Origin of the sequence: Rhizobium sp. AQ_MP, assembly GCF_014237835.1 — a bacterium.
Lineage (GTDB): Bacteria > Pseudomonadota > Alphaproteobacteria > Rhizobiales > Rhizobiaceae > Allorhizobium.
This window is the reverse complement of the sequence record NZ_JACJVI010000001.1, coordinates 88,512-104,135: the sequence shown is the minus strand read 5'-3', so window position 1 is coordinate 104,135 and position 15,624 is coordinate 88,512. Positions and strand designations below refer to the sequence as shown.

The 15,624-nt window shown below is 62.5% G+C and carries 16 protein-coding genes and 1 tRNA gene; 4 read left to right on the top strand and 13 right to left on the bottom strand.

Annotation, left to right across the window (positions count from 1 at the left end):
* From H6M51_RS00540 to H6M51_RS00480, 13 genes are all read right to left on the bottom strand, one after another.
* Positions 1-1,776, bottom strand: a complete 1,776-nt coding sequence (locus H6M51_RS00540) for an N-acetylglutaminylglutamine amidotransferase (protein ID WP_185807947.1) — start codon at positions 1,774-1,776, stop codon at positions 1-3.
* A 171-nt stretch (positions 1,777-1,947) separates the two neighbouring features.
* Complete coding sequence (locus H6M51_RS00535) at positions 1,948-2,490, bottom strand: copper uptake system-associated protein (protein WP_246780347.1); 543 nt, start codon at positions 2,488-2,490, stop codon at positions 1,948-1,950.
* 14 nt (positions 2,491-2,504) lie between these two features.
* Positions 2,505-3,272 carry an ABC transporter ATP-binding protein gene (locus tag H6M51_RS00530; protein ID WP_185807945.1) on the bottom strand — a complete coding sequence of 256 codons (768 nt, stop codon included), beginning with the start codon at positions 3,270-3,272 and terminating at the stop codon, positions 2,505-2,507.
* The gene (locus tag H6M51_RS00525) at positions 3,269-4,333 is read right to left on the bottom strand and encodes an iron ABC transporter permease (RefSeq protein WP_185807944.1); all 1,065 of its coding nucleotides are present in this window, start codon (positions 4,331-4,333) and stop codon (positions 3,269-3,271) included. Before H6M51_RS00525 ends, H6M51_RS00530 begins: the two co-directional genes overlap by 4 nt.
* On the bottom strand, positions 4,330-5,430 hold the full coding sequence (locus H6M51_RS00520; protein ID WP_185807943.1) for an ABC transporter substrate-binding protein: 1,101 nt from the start codon (positions 5,428-5,430) through the stop codon (positions 4,330-4,332). The genes H6M51_RS00525 and H6M51_RS00520 overlap by 4 nt, the downstream gene beginning before the upstream one ends.
* A 78-nt stretch (positions 5,431-5,508) precedes the next feature.
* A complete protein-coding gene (locus tag H6M51_RS00515; RefSeq protein WP_185807942.1) occupies positions 5,509-6,921 on the bottom strand; it encodes a PepSY domain-containing protein in 1,413 nt (470 codons plus the stop codon).
* A 24-nt stretch (positions 6,922-6,945) separates the two neighbouring features.
* Positions 6,946-7,626 carry a helix-turn-helix domain-containing protein gene (locus H6M51_RS00510; RefSeq protein ID WP_185807941.1) on the bottom strand — a complete coding sequence of 227 codons (681 nt, stop codon included), beginning with the start codon at positions 7,624-7,626 and terminating at the stop codon, positions 6,946-6,948.
* Positions 7,627-7,722: 96 nt separating this feature from the next.
* Positions 7,723-8,115, bottom strand: coding sequence for a hypothetical protein (locus H6M51_RS00505; protein WP_185807940.1), 393 nt, complete (start codon positions 8,113-8,115; stop codon positions 7,723-7,725).
* 136 nt (positions 8,116-8,251) lie between these two features.
* A complete protein-coding gene (locus H6M51_RS00500) occupies positions 8,252-9,238 on the bottom strand; it encodes a GlxA family transcriptional regulator (RefSeq protein WP_185807939.1) in 987 nt (328 codons plus the stop codon).
* 69 nt (positions 9,239-9,307) lie between these two features.
* Positions 9,308-10,465, bottom strand: a complete 1,158-nt coding sequence (locus H6M51_RS00495; RefSeq protein WP_185807938.1) for an osmoprotectant NAGGN system M42 family peptidase — start codon at positions 10,463-10,465, stop codon at positions 9,308-9,310.
* Between the two features lie 89 nt (positions 10,466-10,554).
* Positions 10,555-10,764 (bottom strand): DUF2945 domain-containing protein, encoded by a 210-nt coding sequence (locus tag H6M51_RS00490; RefSeq protein ID WP_185807937.1) that lies wholly within the window; start codon positions 10,762-10,764, stop codon positions 10,555-10,557.
* Between the two features lie 45 nt (positions 10,765-10,809).
* Positions 10,810-11,112 carry a hypothetical protein gene (locus H6M51_RS00485; RefSeq protein ID WP_185807936.1) on the bottom strand — a complete coding sequence of 101 codons (303 nt, stop codon included), beginning with the start codon at positions 11,110-11,112 and terminating at the stop codon, positions 10,810-10,812.
* Positions 11,113-11,356: 244 nt separating this feature from the next.
* A tRNA-Ser gene (locus H6M51_RS00480) sits at positions 11,357-11,446 on the bottom strand.
* A 173-nt stretch (positions 11,447-11,619) separates the two neighbouring features.
* Here H6M51_RS00480 and H6M51_RS00475 point away from each other — a divergent pair.
* The 4 genes from H6M51_RS00475 (at position 11,620) to H6M51_RS00460 (ending at position 15,622) form a co-directional block, all read left to right on the top strand.
* Positions 11,620-11,937: a hypothetical protein gene (locus H6M51_RS00475; RefSeq protein ID WP_185807935.1), complete on the top strand. Its 318-nt coding sequence runs from the start codon at positions 11,620-11,622 to the stop codon at positions 11,935-11,937.
* A gap of 187 nt (positions 11,938-12,124) precedes the next feature.
* A complete protein-coding gene (msrA, locus tag H6M51_RS00470; RefSeq protein ID WP_185807934.1) occupies positions 12,125-12,784 on the top strand; it encodes a peptide-methionine (S)-S-oxide reductase MsrA in 660 nt (219 codons plus the stop codon).
* 256 nt (positions 12,785-13,040) lie between these two features.
* Positions 13,041-14,033 (top strand): BMP family protein, encoded by a 993-nt coding sequence (locus H6M51_RS00465; protein WP_185807933.1) that lies wholly within the window; start codon positions 13,041-13,043, stop codon positions 14,031-14,033.
* 68 nt (positions 14,034-14,101) lie between these two features.
* Positions 14,102-15,622 carry an ABC transporter ATP-binding protein gene (locus tag H6M51_RS00460; protein WP_185807932.1) on the top strand — a complete coding sequence of 507 codons (1,521 nt, stop codon included), beginning with the start codon at positions 14,102-14,104 and terminating at the stop codon, positions 15,620-15,622.
* Positions 15,623-15,624 lie beyond the last annotated feature (2 nt).

Genomic DNA, 15,624 nt, shown 5'->3' with positions numbered 1-15,624 from the left:
TCATACCTCGTGGGTCTGGAGCCACATTTCGAGCAGGCCGGCCTGCCAGAGTTCCGAACCCTGCAGCGGCGTGATGTGTTCGGATGGCGCTGAAATCAGCGCATCGAGATAGGACTGACGGAAGAGGCCGCGCTCGCGGGCAGCGCTTGAGGAAAGCGTATCGCGCAGCATGTCCAGGTAAGGACCGGCAATGTATTTGAGCTGCGGCACGGGGAAATAGCCCTTCTTGCGGTCGATGACCTCGGAAGGGATCACCTTGCGGGCCACGTCCTTCAGGATGCCCTTGCCACCGTCGCGCAACTTCTCTTCCGGCGGGATGCGGCCGGCGAGCTCAACCAGTTCGTGATCGAGGAAAGGCACGCGGGCTTCGAGCCCCCAGGCCATGGTCATGTTGTCGACGCGCTTGACCGGGTCGTCGACCAGCATGACGGAGCTATCGAGGCGCAACGCCTGATCAACCGGCGTATCGGCGCCCGATCGAAGGAGATGTTCTCGCAGGAGTTCGCCGCTGACATCCGTCTCGGCCATCCATCGGCTCTCAAGCTGGGTTTTCAGAACCTCATGGGAGCGATCCCGGAAGGCCTGGCCGTAGTCGCGCACCACGTCTGTCGAGCCGACCAGCGGCGGATACCAGTGGTAACCGCCAAAGACTTCGTCGGCGCCCTGGCCTGATTGCACGACCTTGATGTGTTTCGAAACCTCCTTCGACAGAAGGTAGAAGCCGACATTGTCGTAGGAGACCATGGGTTCCGACATGGCGGCGATGGTGCCGGGCAGCGCGCCCATGAGATCGGCCGAGGGCACAAAGATCTTGTGATGGTCGGTGCCGAAGCGCTCGGCGATCAGATCGGAATAGACGAATTCGTCGCCCTTCTCGCCATTAGCCTCCTCGAAACCGACCGAAAAGCTCATCAGGCCCGTCTGACCGGCTTCCGCCAGCAGGCCGACGATCAGGCTGGAATCGACGCCGCCCGACAAAAGCACGCCGACAGGCACGTCGGCGATCATCCGGCGCTTGACGGCCAGCCGCAGCGCATCCAGCAGGCGCTCCTGCCACTCCTCTCGGGTAACGGTCGCGTCTTCCGGACGACGCTGATAGGGCGGATCGAAATAGCGGCGATCCTCGAAGCGACCATCGCGCTCATAGATGCGGATCGTTGCGGGCGGCAGCTTGCGGACGCCATTGAGAATCGTACGCGGTGGCGGCACGACGGCGTGGAAGGTCATGTAGTTGTGCAGAGCGTTGAGGTCGATCGACGTATCGACGCCACCGGCCTTGACGATGGCCGGGAGAGACGAGGCAAAGCGCAAGGCGCCTGAAACTTCAGCAATATAGAGCGGCTTGATGCCGAAACGGTCGCGGGCCATGACGACACGACCGGTGTCGCGCTCGTGGATGACGAAGGCGAACATGCCGTGGAAGCGGGCGACACAATCGGGACCCCAGGCATGCCAGGCCTTCAGGATGACTTCGGTGTCGCCATCCGAGAAGAAGCGGTAGCCTTTGGCTTCCAGTTCGCCACGCAGTTCACGGAAATTGTAGATGCAGCCGTTGAAAACCAGGGACAGGCCAAGGTCCGGATCGACCATGGGCTGCTGCGATTTGTCGGAGAGATCGAGGATGCGCAATCGTCGATGGCCGAGCCCGACATTGCCCCTGACCATCACGCCGGCCGAATCCGGCCCCCGAGGGGCAAGAACATCCGCCATGATCGAAACTGCCACAACCGACGGCGATGCGCCGTCAAACCTTACTTCTCCGCAAATGCCACACATGAACCGGGCTGAAACCTCCGTTGAAAGACCAAACGAAAAGGCGCCGCGCAGCCGCTCATCGAAGGACGGCTGACCGGACGCACATTTTGCAAATGGCCGAGAGGTTCCAATGTTCCCTATTTTTGTCTTGCGCATTGAGAGCAGAGGACACGGCTGCGTTGATGTGGGTCGTCAGGGCTTGTGCTGGCTATCCCCGTGACCATGGGCATGACCGGCCTCGCCTTCGGCACCTTCGACCATGACCGTGCCTTCGAAGCTGGCGAACAGAGCCAGTGTTTCAGCCGGCAGCGGTTTTTCGGCTTCGGCAAGGTGATGGGCCAGATGCTCGGCATCCGAGGCCGGAATACCGATCTTGGTCAGCACTGCGGCCTCCTTGAGGCTGTCGCCGCTGCAGAGATGGATGCTCCAGCCTTCGCCCTTGCGCTTCAGCAGCGCGCGGCCACCCTTGCCATCCTGGATCCAGCCGGCAATCGCCCAGTCACCGGCCACGACAACCGGCTCGACGGCAAGCGGATTTCCCTCTGTTTCGAACATCGCCTTGAGCTTTGCGGTGATATCGACGGCGGCGTCACCTGTTGGGGCGGGCTCGTGGGCGGAGCCTGCACCATGGGCGGCATGGGCCTCCGGGTGCTTGTGAGCCTGATGGGCCGAAGCCGATACGGGCAGCGTCAGGGCAAGCAGGGCCGCGAGGGCCGGCACGAGATGTCTGTTCATGAATTGCATCCTCCTCAGGGTGATGGGTGTTGGATTGTCGACAGCGGCAGGATCACCGGCCGCCCGGTTCGGCAGGTGAGGAACTCGGCTTCGACGCCGTAGATTTCCCGAAGTGTCGAAGGTGTCATGACGGCTTCAAAGTTGCCTGCGCCGACAAGACCGCCCTTGCCGAGCATGAGGATGCCGTCGGTGTGGCGCGCGGCGAGATTAAGGTCATGGATGGCGAAGAGAACGAGGGCTCCGGTGCGCTGGACATAGCGGCGCAGCAGATCGAAGACGCGCATCTGGTGGGCGAGATCGAGCGCGCTGGTGGCTTCATCGAGCAGCAGCAGGCGGGGTTCGCGCAACAGGCGCTGGGCCAGCATGACAAGCTGCTGCTGGCCTCCCGAGAGCGTGCGGATCTTGCGGGCTGCGAGATCGGCAAGGCCGAATTCCGAGAGGATGGCGCCTGCCGCTTCGAGTACATCGGGTGAGACGCGCCAGCCGAGGCGTTCATGGCGGCCAAGCAGGACGACTTCCATGACGGTCAGGTCGGCTGCGACATGGGCCTGCTGTGGCATGAAGCCGATTTCGGCATGGTGGATCGGGGCACCGGCAAAGCGGATCAGGCCCTGACAGGCAACGGTACCAGCGATGGCGCCGAGAAGCGTGGACTTTCCGGCGCCGTTCGGCCCGATCACCCCGATGATCTGGCCGGCGGCGAGATTGCAATCGATGCTATCGAGGATCCTCCGGCGATTGCGGGTGACCGAGAGGTTTTCAAGCGTCAGCAAGTCGGTCATGCGCGCCCCCGGTTGCCGGAGAACAGGATGACGGCAAAAAGCATGGGAATGCCGGCCACGGCGGTGACGATGCCGACCGGGATTGCCGCACCCGGCGAGATCGCCTTGCCCAGCACCGAGGCGCCGATCAGGATGATGGCGCCTATGACAGCCGACAGCGGCAGTGAGAAGCGGTGATCCTCGCCGACCAACATGCGGCAGACATGCGGGGCAATCAGGCCGACAAAGCCGATGGTGCCGACAAAGCAGACGGCGGCGGCTGTGAGCAGTGCCACGAGCAGGAAACTCTGACGGCGCAGGCTGTCGACGGAGAGGCCGAGGCTCCTGGCATTGGCGTCACCGAGCTTCAGCGTGGTGAGTGACCAGCAGTTGCGGGCGACGAAGGGCAGGCAGGCGAGGAAGATGAGGCCGCTGACCATGACGCTTGTCCAGGTGGCCTTGAGCAAGCTGCCGAAGAGCCAGAAGACAATCTGTTGCAGGACTTCCGGCGAGGCCATGAATTGCAACAGCGACTGCAGGGACTGAAAGAAGAAGGAGACGGCGATGCCGCCCAGCACGAGGATTTCCGGCGAGACACCGCGCAGTCTTGCGATCAGATGCACGATGCCGGCGGCGGCAAGTGTCATGGCGAAGGCGGCAAGCGGGGTTACGATGTAAATCGGGAGAGGTAGAAGCCCGCCCAACATGATGGCGAGTGCCGCACCGAAGCCAGCGGCGGCCGAGAAGCCGAGCGTGAAGGGGCTGGCCAGCGGATTGTCGAGGATGGTCTGCATCTGCAGGCCGGCAAGTCCGAGGCAGGCACCGACAATGGCTCCCATCAGGGTCTGCGGCATGCGCAACTGCCAGAGGATGGTGGCGATCGTCTTGTCTTCGCCGGCGGGCCCTGCAAGCAGTCCCGTCCAGACATCGGCAAGCGGCATGCCGGAAGGGCCGGTGGTCAGGTCGAGCAGCATGAGCGCCACGAGTGCGGATGCGGCCAGCATGAGGCTGACCGCACGGCGGACGGATGCACGGCGAAACGCGCCGTGCATCGCATCGATATCGCCGGAGGCGAGGCTCATTGGCCGGCGGCCTGATAGGGCAGCACGAAGACGCCATCGGCCGTGATCGGCAGCCACTTGGCGTAATAGTCGGCGATATTCTTCGCCGGATCGACGTCCTTGAAGGCATCCGGATAGAGCTGCTTGGCGATATACTGGGCGTAGACGAAGTCCGACAAGGTGCGGGCGCCGCCATGGTAGATCGCGTGAACCTGGCCGTTCTTGACTGCCGGGAGCTCGCTCCAGCCGGCACGTTCGACATAGGGCTTCATGCGTTCGCGGGTCAGCGCCGGATCAGCACCAAAGCCGACCTGGACCGACTGCGGGCGATTGACCCATTCGGAACCGGCGAGGAAGATCAGGTCGGGCTTTTCAGCGAGAACATATTCGGGGCTGAGCGGTCCCCAGTTGCTGACCTGACCCTTGGCGATGTTCTTGCCGCCGAGCTTTTCGATGACGGCACCCCACATCGTATCCCCATAGGAGTTGCCGACTTCGGCAGCTCCCTTCTGGGCGAGTTCGACATAGACCTTCTTATCCGTCGGGCCGGCTGCCTTGATGCGGGCGTCGATGTCGGCCATTGCCGCTTCATAGTCCTTGGCGAGCTGCTCGGCGCGATCTTCAGTGCCCATCAGCTTGCCGAGGGCCAGTGTCGAGGCGACATGCTTTTCAACGGTCTGGGCATTGTAGTCGAGAACGACAATCGGGATGCCCGCGGCTTCGATCTGCTTGATGCCTTCGCCGAGTGCATCATAGGACCAGGCGGCGAGGATCAGGAGATCCGGCTTTGCGGCCACGACCTTTTCAATCGAGAAGGTATTGTCCTCTGTGTTGCCGACATCCGGAATGGAGGAGAGCTTCGGCAGGGCCTTCTCATAGAGGGCGAACTGGTTCGGGCGCCAGTCCTTCCAGGTGGAGAGTGACAGCGCCACCACCTTGTCGAGTGCCTCCGGGCCGGCAATCGCCAGATAATCCTCGTAGTAGAAGCCGAGCACGACGCGCTCAGGCACGTCCGGGACGGTGACCGTGCGGCCCTTGACGTCGGTGACGGTGATATCGGCGAAGGCCTGGCCGACAAAGGCCAGCGTCGCAACGGCGGCGAGGAGAAGTTTCTTCATCAATGGTACCCTTTGTATTTCGTAGATTTGAAGTTGGTGCGGCGGTGGCGAACCTGCTGCCGCACCGATAGACGTCGATCAGCTCAGCGCCTTCTTCAGCGGCGTGATGTGGCGGAAGACGAGGAGGTCGAGGAGGAGAACCGCGAGCAGTACGGCGCCTGATAGCGGGAAAAGCAACGCCGTTCCCAGCATGACCAGCGCTCCGGTCTTCCAGAGCGGTCCGGGCTCGCCGACGCTGGGTGCCATGAGGCGGGCGGCCCCCTTAGGACGGCGCTTCCACCACATGACGAAACCGCTCACAGAGAGGAAGATGACCGACAGACAGAAGGCCGTGACCAGGATCAGGTTCCAGAGGCCCATATCGCCTTCGTGGAAGGCAATGCCGGCGGCCATGGCCTTGCCGGCGGCGCCGTAATCGGCGAAGCCGACATCGGCGAGGATGCGGCCGGTATACTGGTCGATGTGGACGGTGCGGTCCATCAGCGGGTTGGCACTGTCATTGCTCATGGTGTCACGCGAGATGGTCCAGACGGCTGTCTCGTCTTTCGGGAAAGCGAGCTGGAAGCGCTGATCGAAACCGAGCGTACGGGCGAGCGCGACGATGGCATCCAGCGTCACGGGTTGCCCTTCGGGTGTGCCGGTGACACCGGCTACGGAGCCGGATGCTGGCATCGGCGTCTGTTCCAGCGTCCACGGCACTTCCTTCACGCCGCCATGGTTCATGCTGGCATGGGTCTTGTCGGAGAGGGGCACATTGTCCCACTTCGCGGCCGGGAAGGTGCTCCAGGCCTGGGTCATCTTCTCGCCCCAGATCCCGGCCCAGGTGAGGCCCGAAATGAGGAAGATGGCGAGAAAGATCGAGGCATAGAAGCCGATGGTCAGATGCAGCGACTTCCACAGCTGGCGACCTTTCGCAGACAGGCGCGGGACAAGCACCGAACCGAAGCCTTGGCCATCGCGCGGCCACCAGAGATAAAGCCCCGTCACGACCAGCACGATGCCGAAGCCCGCGGCAATCTCGATCAGGCGGTCGCCGAGGTCGCCGATCAGCAGCGTGCCGTGGATCTTGTTGGCGAGATCATAGAGGCCGTCACGGCGGTCCCAGTGACCAAGGACTTCGGCCGTGTAGGGATCGACTGCCACCATGACGGAGGATTCGCCCTGATTGATTCGGAAGAGCGATGCCTGCTCAGGATCACGCGGCGCGATGTACTGGATGATCTGGCCGGGGACTTCGAGCGTGGCGGCACCTGCCTGGGCGGAAACCGAGGCGAGGCTTGCCTGCGGTTCGACGGCAAAGAGCTTTTCGCCGTCCCGGCCAAAAAGCGTTGCGGTCCAAAGCATGATCAGGCCGGTGATGGCGAGCATGAACAGGAAGGGCGCCACATAGAGGCCCGCATAGAAATGCCAGCGCCAGGCGGTGATGTAGAAGCGGCGCGACAGGGCGGAGCTGTCTGCCCTTGTGGGAGAGAGATCGGAAACGGTCGTCATTCTGGGTCTCGATGGTTGGAAGGATCAATGGGACAGCGATCGATCGCCGGCGGCGATGCCCGCGAGCTGTTGCGGATCGAGCAGGGTGACGAGATCGCCCTGTCTGATGTCGATGAGGGCCGCCTTCTTCAGGCGGGTGAGGCAGCGGCTGACCGTTTCGAGGGTCAGGCCGAGCCAATCGGCAAGGTCGCCGCGCGTGGGATAGAGATGAAAGGTGATGGCGCCCCGCCGCTTGTCGCGTGCCGGGCGGCCGAACTGTCGGGACAGGTCGATCAGCGCGGAGGCGACGCGCTCAGGAGCGGTCTTGCGGCCAAGCAACATGACCAGGCTCTGCGAGCGGGCGAGCATTTCGCTGAGCGCCTGATCGCGCTCGCCCTGAGCCATGCTGTCCGACACAAGTTCCAGCCGGGTGAATCCCAGTGTTTCGGCGGAATAGCGGTTCTGATCCCCGAACCCCAAACCGATCAGGCGTCCTGGGCCAACCAGGTCGATGATCTGGCGTCGGCCATCGGAGAGGGTCTGGGCGGTTGCGACGCAGCCGTCGACCACACGGTATTGCGGGCAGCGGGTAAGGCCTTCGAGAAAGACGACGGTGCGCGGCGGCAGAAGCGGTCCAGCCAGAGAGACCGCGCGCATCTCCGGCGTTGTTGAAGAGACACGCGGGAACGCGGGTTGTGCCGCGGGATTGGCGAGCATTTGCAGCATGACAGACATCCGATTGCGACCGGAGCTGCGAAAACTGCAGGCCCACCGGTCTGACGATACGACCGACCGACGCGAAGCGCCGGCGACGAGGTTCAATCAGACGGTGACGGGTGGTGCGCGGGGATGGCCCGCGGGCGGGAAAAGCTGGCGATAATGTGCCTCGGCCGGCTGCGGCAGGGTGACGGCAGCGATCAGCGGGAGCCGAACGCCGACCGCATCGGACGGCGTGGGCAGGAGGGCGGTTGCGGCAATCCGGCAGGCTTCGCATGTCGGATTGCCGGCATGCGGTTTGCTCTTGCCGTCTTCCGAGGGCAGGCAGAGTTCCGGCAGCGTGCCATCGGGAAGGGTCAGCGCTGCGATTTCCTGAGGAGAAAGCTGCGGCGCGAAAGAAACGGCAGGGCGATGCGCAAGGCCGAGCATAACCAGCGCGACGACGCAGAACATGCGTATCGCCCGATCAAGACTTTTCGGCGAGCCCCACTTGGCCATTCTATCCCCCGACAGAGTTTACGTGGATAGCACCCGCTCGCGCCGCTCACAAGCGGGTGACCGCAATCCATGACGTCGCAGGCAGGGCCGCTAAAACAGCAGCTCCTGAATGAGCGGGCAGGTATCAATGCGACCGTCAGGCGGCCGGCTGGCTTCGCATCTGGCCGGGTGTGCGGCCGTAGGTGCCCTTGAAGACGCGGGTGAAATGGGAGGTGTTCTGGAAGCCGACCTGCAGCGCGATGTCGATCAACGATGCGTTCGTCTGTGTCACGAGCATCTTGGCGCGCTCCATCCGGAGCTTGGTATAGATGCGGGCGGGGGAGACGTCGATCTTCTGGGCGAAGAGACGTTCGAGCTGTCGGCGGGAGAGCCCGACGGAGCGGGCGAGCTGATCGATGGTCAGTTCGTTTTCCAGACTCTGCTCCATCAGGATCAGAACCGCCTTCACCCGAGGATCGTCGCATTCGATGGTCAGCGGACGGCGGACCTGGATGTCCCTGTTGGTGCGGGCCTTCTCGATCTGCAGGACTTCCAGCGCATTGCGCTCGGCATCATGCCCCAGATACTGGCGCACGATGAAGGCCGCAAGATCGGCCGAAGAACTGCCACCGGCGCAGGAGCCGCGCCGCCGGTCGAGATTGAACAGGCGGTCGGAGCGGACCTCGTGATCGGGAAAACGATCGCGGAACTCCTGGTAATGCAGCCAGCTGACGCAGGTCTGGTGGTTCTTCATCAGACCGGCTTCGGCGAGGATGAAGGTGCCGGTGCAAAGCCCGATCAGCGGCACTTTCTGGGCATCGGCCTTCCTGAGGAAGGCGATGGTCTGGTCGTCGACGGCCGGCTGGCGGCCGAGCAGGCCGCCGACCACCACGATGTAATCGAATCGGCCGGGATCGACGAAATCGCTTGTCGGCGCGACCTGAACACCGCAGCTCGAGGTGATCAGGTGCCGGGTACTGCCGATGACCTGCCAATCTGCCAAAACGCGGCCGGAGCGGTCATACTCGTCGCTTGCAAGCCGGATCGTATCGATGAACAGGGCAAAGGCCGACAGTGTGAAGGAACGGGACAGCACAAAGCCGATCTTCAGTCGCGGCCTCTTCGTTGCCTCGTCACCCGACATTGTCCTGGTCTCCGAAAAACCGGCGAAATCGCCATTATCCAAGCTAGCAGCGGACCTATGTCGCTGCAATCACGACTCATCGGGATCGTTCGCTTTCAGATCCTGCCGGGCGGGCACGGCCTTCTGGCGTGTGAAGCCGCTCAGGCCGGAGACTTCCTCCGAATCGCGCTCGATCTGCACCTCGCTGAGCGCGTAGTAGATGACGAGTTTTGCGATCGACATCAAGGCGTGAAGGTGGATGCGTTCATACCCATGCGAGGCATCGACACCGAAGGCCAAAAGCGCCGTGCGCACGTCGTGCCCGGCCTCAACCGCCGATGCGGCATCGGACCGGTAATAGCGGAAGACATCCTTCTGAACGCGGATACCGTGCTCGCCGCAAAGCTCGTAGAGTTTCTTCGACAGGTGATAATCGAAAGGACCGGTCTGGTCGGCCATGGCGAGTGTGACGCCGAATTCGTCGGAATTCTGGCCCGCCGCCGTAGTGCCGTTGTCGACAGCAACAAGGGAGGCTATTTCCGGCACGAGAGCGGCAGAGGCTCCGACTCCGACTTCCTCGCCGATGGTGAAGAGCCAGTAGGTATCCACGGGTGTCTCGACACTCTCGCGTTGCATGGCTTCGAGCGCCGCCAGCATGATGGCGACACCGGCCTTGTCATCCAGATGGCGGGAAACGATGAAGCCGTTGTCCAAGAATTCCGGCTGCGGATCGATGGCGATGATATCGCCGATATCGATCCCGAGCTGGGCGATATCCTTGCGATCCCGCGCCAGGGCATCGATGCGAAACTCGACATGGCGCCACCCGGTCGGCTGGGTATCCACCTCATCGTTGAAGGTGTGGCCAGAGGCCTTCAGCGGCAGGATCGAGCCACGATAGATGCCTTTCGAGGAAAAGACGGAGGCACGCGCCCCCTCCGCAAAACGCGCAGACCAGTGGCCGATGGGCACGAGCTCAAGCCTGCCGTTATCCTTCAATGCCTTGACCTGGCCGCCGAGTGTATCGAGATGGGAGACGATGGCGCGGGCCGGCCTCTCATGGGTGCCCGGGCGCCGCGCCCGGATCGCGCCGCGGCGGGTCAGCTTGACTTCGAGCCCGAGGCGTTCGAGTTCTTGCGCCGTGTAGCGGGCGGATTCATCGGTGAAACCGGTGGGGCTCGGGATGGAGAGCAGTGCTTTCAGCCGTGACCGGAGGTAATCCGGGTCGATGTCGATGGGTGTATGCATCTACGCTTCCTGACAAAGGCTGCCGCCGTCACGCATAAGCGGCCGGGCTACACATTCCGATTGCGGGCGCCCCCTGCTCGCCCCTGCTTTCAGACCTTGTGCAGGGCATCCGGCTTGTGGGCGGCGCGCTCGCCGGTCTTGATGCTCTCGACGATGTATTGAGGGTCCGATTTCGACGCCTTGACTTCGTGACCCTTGATCCTTGTCGGCGCGGTCTGTTTCCGGACGACCTTGCCCTCCGTCGTGCCCTGGCTTGTTTCCCACTCGACCTTGTCGCCCTTGCGCAGGTTCTTCGTCATGGTCCTGATCTCCCTGATCGGATTGGATTGCAGCGCCCATCGCGGTTACTGAAGCTGTTCCTTCACCCAGTCGCGCCCGGCATCACCACCCCAGAGGAGCCAGGCGATGTAACCTGCAGAGGGGCTGTCGTCGTCACCGAAGTTCTTCGCCCTCTTGTCGACCGTGTGACGCGCGAAGTAGCCTTTCATGCGCTTCATCGTGTCCTCGCTCAGATTTCGCTGGTTCTTAAGGTCGCGCGCCCGTGCAACGCCCACCTCGGTTCCGCCGCGTTTGAATTTCTGGCGCAACTCCAGCCCCCGAGCGGCCTCCCTGGCAACGGCTGCGGGCGGCTTGAACCTATCGGACATCTCGGCTTCCTCCGGCATGCATCATGGTGGCGTCGGTGCTTGACGTGGGGCAAGGCGACGCCAGCGGTACCCAGAAGAACGACCGACCGAGGACGAGGTTCCGGGCACGCGGACAGACAGAGGGTGAGGAAGAGAGGCGTCGCGGATTGTGTGACAAGGATTGGGGGGAAGCAGCGCTGGCCCGAATGCTCAAGCTCGGACTCCGGCCAGAGGTGCGGATGGGCAAGCGGATCTTTTCGGAGGGTGGCGGACAGAGAGGGATTCGAACCCTCGATACGCTTTCACGTATACACGCGTTCCAGGCGTGCGCCTTCAACCACTCGGCCACCTGTCCAGGAGGATCGCGGGGAGGAAGCCACCGCGTCGGTCGGGCGGGATATATACCGATGAATTCCGAGGGATCAACCGAAATCTATCAGAATTTTGACAACTGCCGACAATTCCCTATTTATAAGGACAGCCCGACGGCCCGGAAAGGGAAGCGGGCTTCAGCCGGAGACATTTGCAGTGCGGTTCCTGTTCAGGTTCTTGAGTTTGCTTGCGCTTTGCGTGGCTGTGGTGCTCGGCGTGGTGGATGCGATCGCATCCGTTTCGGCGTCGCAAGCGCTGCTGACGCCGCTTTCCGTCGCCTGGATCGGCGCGCATCCGGGATCGCTGATGTGGCTTGAGACCCTGGTGGTTACGAGGCTTGGTGACGGTGCGTGGCTAACGTTGCGGGATGTGGTGCTGCCGCAGCCGGCCTTTGCGGCCATGCTGGTGCTCTCCCTGATCTTCTGGATGGTCGGGTACAAAAAGCCTTCGCCGGCCGGTCGGTTTGCCGCCTGACGGGACAGGCGGGTGGCCACGCGGCCAGGCGGTGGTGTGTAGCCGCCCTGTAAGTTTCAGCGGGTTGCGGCGACCATAGAGACATAGGCCGCAGCCGATCCCTTCGGGGGCGGCAGGCGGCGAACTGCCGGCATGGCAGATTTTCGAACGGAAAAGCAGGCCGACGGACGGCCTCAGGAGGTTTCAGATGTTCCTGATCGACATGTTCAACAAGAAGACGGTGATGCCCACGGCCGAAACGGCGCTGCCGGGCCGGGCCGAACCGATTCCGACCGCAGCCACGCATTTCGTCTCGGGCCTGCCGCTCAAGGGCCCCGTGCCGCAGGGCATGAAGACGGTGTACCTGGGCATGGGCTGTTTCTGGGGCGCGGAGCGGCTGCTCTGGCAGACGCCGGGGGTCTATCTGACGGCATCGGGCTACCAGGGCGGCATCACGCCCAATCCGACCTATCAGGAAACCGTGACCGGCCTGACGGGCCATACGGAAGTGGTGAAGGTCGTCTACGATCCCGCAAAGATCACGCTCGAAGGGTTGCTCAAGGTGTTCTTCGAGGCCCATGATCCGACACAGGGCATGCGCCAGGGAAATGATATCGGCACCACATACCGTTCGGCGATCTATGTCGAGGACGACGACGACATGGCGCTGGCGGTTGCCGTTCGCGACCGTTTCCAGGAGGCGCTGGTGAAGGCCGGCAAGAACAGCCGGATCACCACCGAAATCGCCCATGCCGATACGTTCTACTACGCCGAGGACTATCACCAGCAGTATCTGGCGAAGAACCCGAACGGCTATTGCGGGCTTCGGGGGACGGGCGTTTCCTGCCCGATTTCGCCCGCAGCCTGAGAGCATTTGCTCAAACCCGCAGCAGAAACACCATTGATCTGACTGATTTTTCAGCGACAAACGCTGAAAAATCAGTAGGCTTGTGAATCTTTACCAGATGAAAAAAATCTGGTGAATTTTCGAACAAGCCATGCAAGGATGAAAGCCAGCCAGGACCTCCGGAAAAGGGGGCGGCGGTTCCGCAGACATGCTTTTCCCTCGCGGAAAGGCTTGCGGGAGGACCCAACAAGATCAATAGCAACAACAGGGCTGCACAATGAAGAAAACCCTCCTCAGTCTCTTTGCCTTGGCCGCGATGTCGACGACCGCGCTTGCGGCCGACATCAAGCCGGCGCTGGTTTACGGCACGGGCGGCAAGTTCGACAAATCCTTCAACGAAGCTGCCTATGGCGGTGCCGAGAAGTTCAAGGCCGAAACCGGCATTGAATATCGCGACTTCGAGCCGACCAGCGACACGCAGGGCGAACAGGCGATCCGCAACTTTGCATCGCGCGGCTTCAACCCGGTCGTCGCCGTTTCCTTCGCCTGGACCTCGGCCATCGAAAAGGTCGCAGCCGAATTCCCGGACACCCAGTTCGTGATCGTGGACTCCGTCGTCGACAAGCCGAACGTGCGTTCGGTCGTCTACAAGGAGCACGAAGGTTCCTATCTCGTCGGCCTGCTGGCCGGCATGGCTTCGAAGTCCGGCAAGGTCGGCTTCATCGGCGGCATGGACATTCCGCTGATCCGCAAGTTCGCCTGCGGCTACGAGCAGGGCGCACGCGCTGCCAAGGCCGATATCGAAGTCTTCCAGAACATGACCGGCACGACCGGTGCTGCCTGGAACGACCCGGTTCGCGGCGGTGAACTCACCAAGAACCAGATCGACCAAGGCGCGGACGTCATCTACGCGGCAGCCGGTGCGACGGGTCTCGGCGTGCTCCAGACGGCGACCGACAACGGCAAGCTGTCGATCGGCGTCGATTCCAACCAGAACCACCTGCATCCGGGTTCGGTCCTGACCTCGATGGTCAAGCGCGTCGATCTCGCCGTCTACAACGCCTATGCCGATGCCAAGGGTGACAAGTTCACGCCCGGCCTTCAGGTTCTCGGCGTTGCCGAAGACGGCGTTGCCTATGCGCTTGACGACAACAACGCCAAGCTGATCACGGACGACATGAAGGCTGCCGTCGAAAAGGCCAAGGCCGACATCATCGCCGGCACCGTCAAGGTGCACGACTACATGTCGGACAATTCCTGCCCGAAGTGATCTGAAATCCGGGCGCAGGACGGCGACCAAGTCGTCCTGCGCCCTTTTTGTATGTCTGGGGGACCGGAATGAATGCAGCGAACCAGGCACCCGCGATCGAACTGATCGGCATCGACAAGAAGTTCGGTGCGGTGCATGCCAACAAGAACATCAATCTGACGGTCGCCAAGGGTTCTATCCACGGCATCATCGGTGAAAACGGTGCCGGCAAGTCGACGCTGATGTCGATCCTCTACGGCTTCTACCAGGCCGATCATGGATCCATCCAGATCGACGGCAAGCCGATCACCATCAAGGACAGCCAGACCGCCATCAGTTCGGGGATCGGGATGGTGCACCAGCACTTCATGCTGGTCGAGAATTTTACCGTGCTGGAAAACCTGATGCTCGGGGCCGAAGGCGGCGCCCTGCTCGGCAAGGGCACGGATGCAGCACGCGCTGCGCTGAAGAAGCTGGAAGAAGACTACGAGCTGGAAGTGGATCCCGATGCGATCATCGAGGAACTGCCGGTCGGTCTGCAGCAGCGCGTCGAAATCCTGAAAGCCCTTTATCGCGGCGCTGAGATCCTGATCCTCGACGAGCCGACGGGCGTTCTCACGCCGGCCGAAGCCGATCACCTGTTCAAGATCCTCGGCGTGCTGCGCGACCAGGGCAAGACGGTCATCCTGATCACCCACAAGCTGCGCGAGATCATGGCGATCACCGACACGGTCTCGGTCATGCGCCGCGGCGAGATGGTCGCGACCCGCAAGACCTCGGAGACCACGGTGGAAGAGCTCGCCGAGCTGATGGTCGGTCGCCGCGTGCTCCTGCATGTCGAGAAGAAGCCGGCCAATCCGGGCGATGTCTTCCTTTCTGTGCGCAATCTGACGGTCAAGGACAACCGCGGCGTCGTGATGGTCGACAACGTCTCCTTCGATGTACGCTCCGGCGAAATCGTCGGGATCGCGGGCGTGGCCGGCAATGGCCAGAGCGAACTCCTGGAAGCGATCACCGGCATCCGCAAGCCGACCTCCGGCGAGATCTGGATCAACGGGCAGAACGTGGCGGGTCTCGATCCGGCAGAACTGCGCGGCATCGGCGTGGCGCATATCCCGGAAGACCGCCACCACATGGGCCTGGTGTTGCCCTTCGAGGAAAGCCAGAACGCCATTCTCGGCTATCACCGCGACGAGCGTTACGGGAAAGGTCCGTTCCTCGATCCGAGCCTGATCCGCAAGGCGGCGGTGGAAGAGATCGAGAAATACGACATCCGCCCGCCGAACCCACGGCTGAAGACGGCCAACTTCTCCGGTGGCAACCAGCAGAAGATCGTCGTGGCGCGCGAAATCGAGCGCGACCCGAAGCTCCTGATCGTTGGCCAGCCAACGCGCGGCGTCGATATCGGTGCCATCGAATTCATTCACAAACGGATCGTGGAAACGCGGGATGCCGGCAAGGCCGTGCTGCTCGTCTCCGTCGAACTCGACGAGATCCGCTCGCTTTCCGACCGCATTCTGGTGATGTTCGCCGGCAAGGTCGTCGGCGAGAAGACGCCTGACACTGGCGAACAGACACTCGGCCTGATGATGGCCGGCATTGCCGCTTGAGG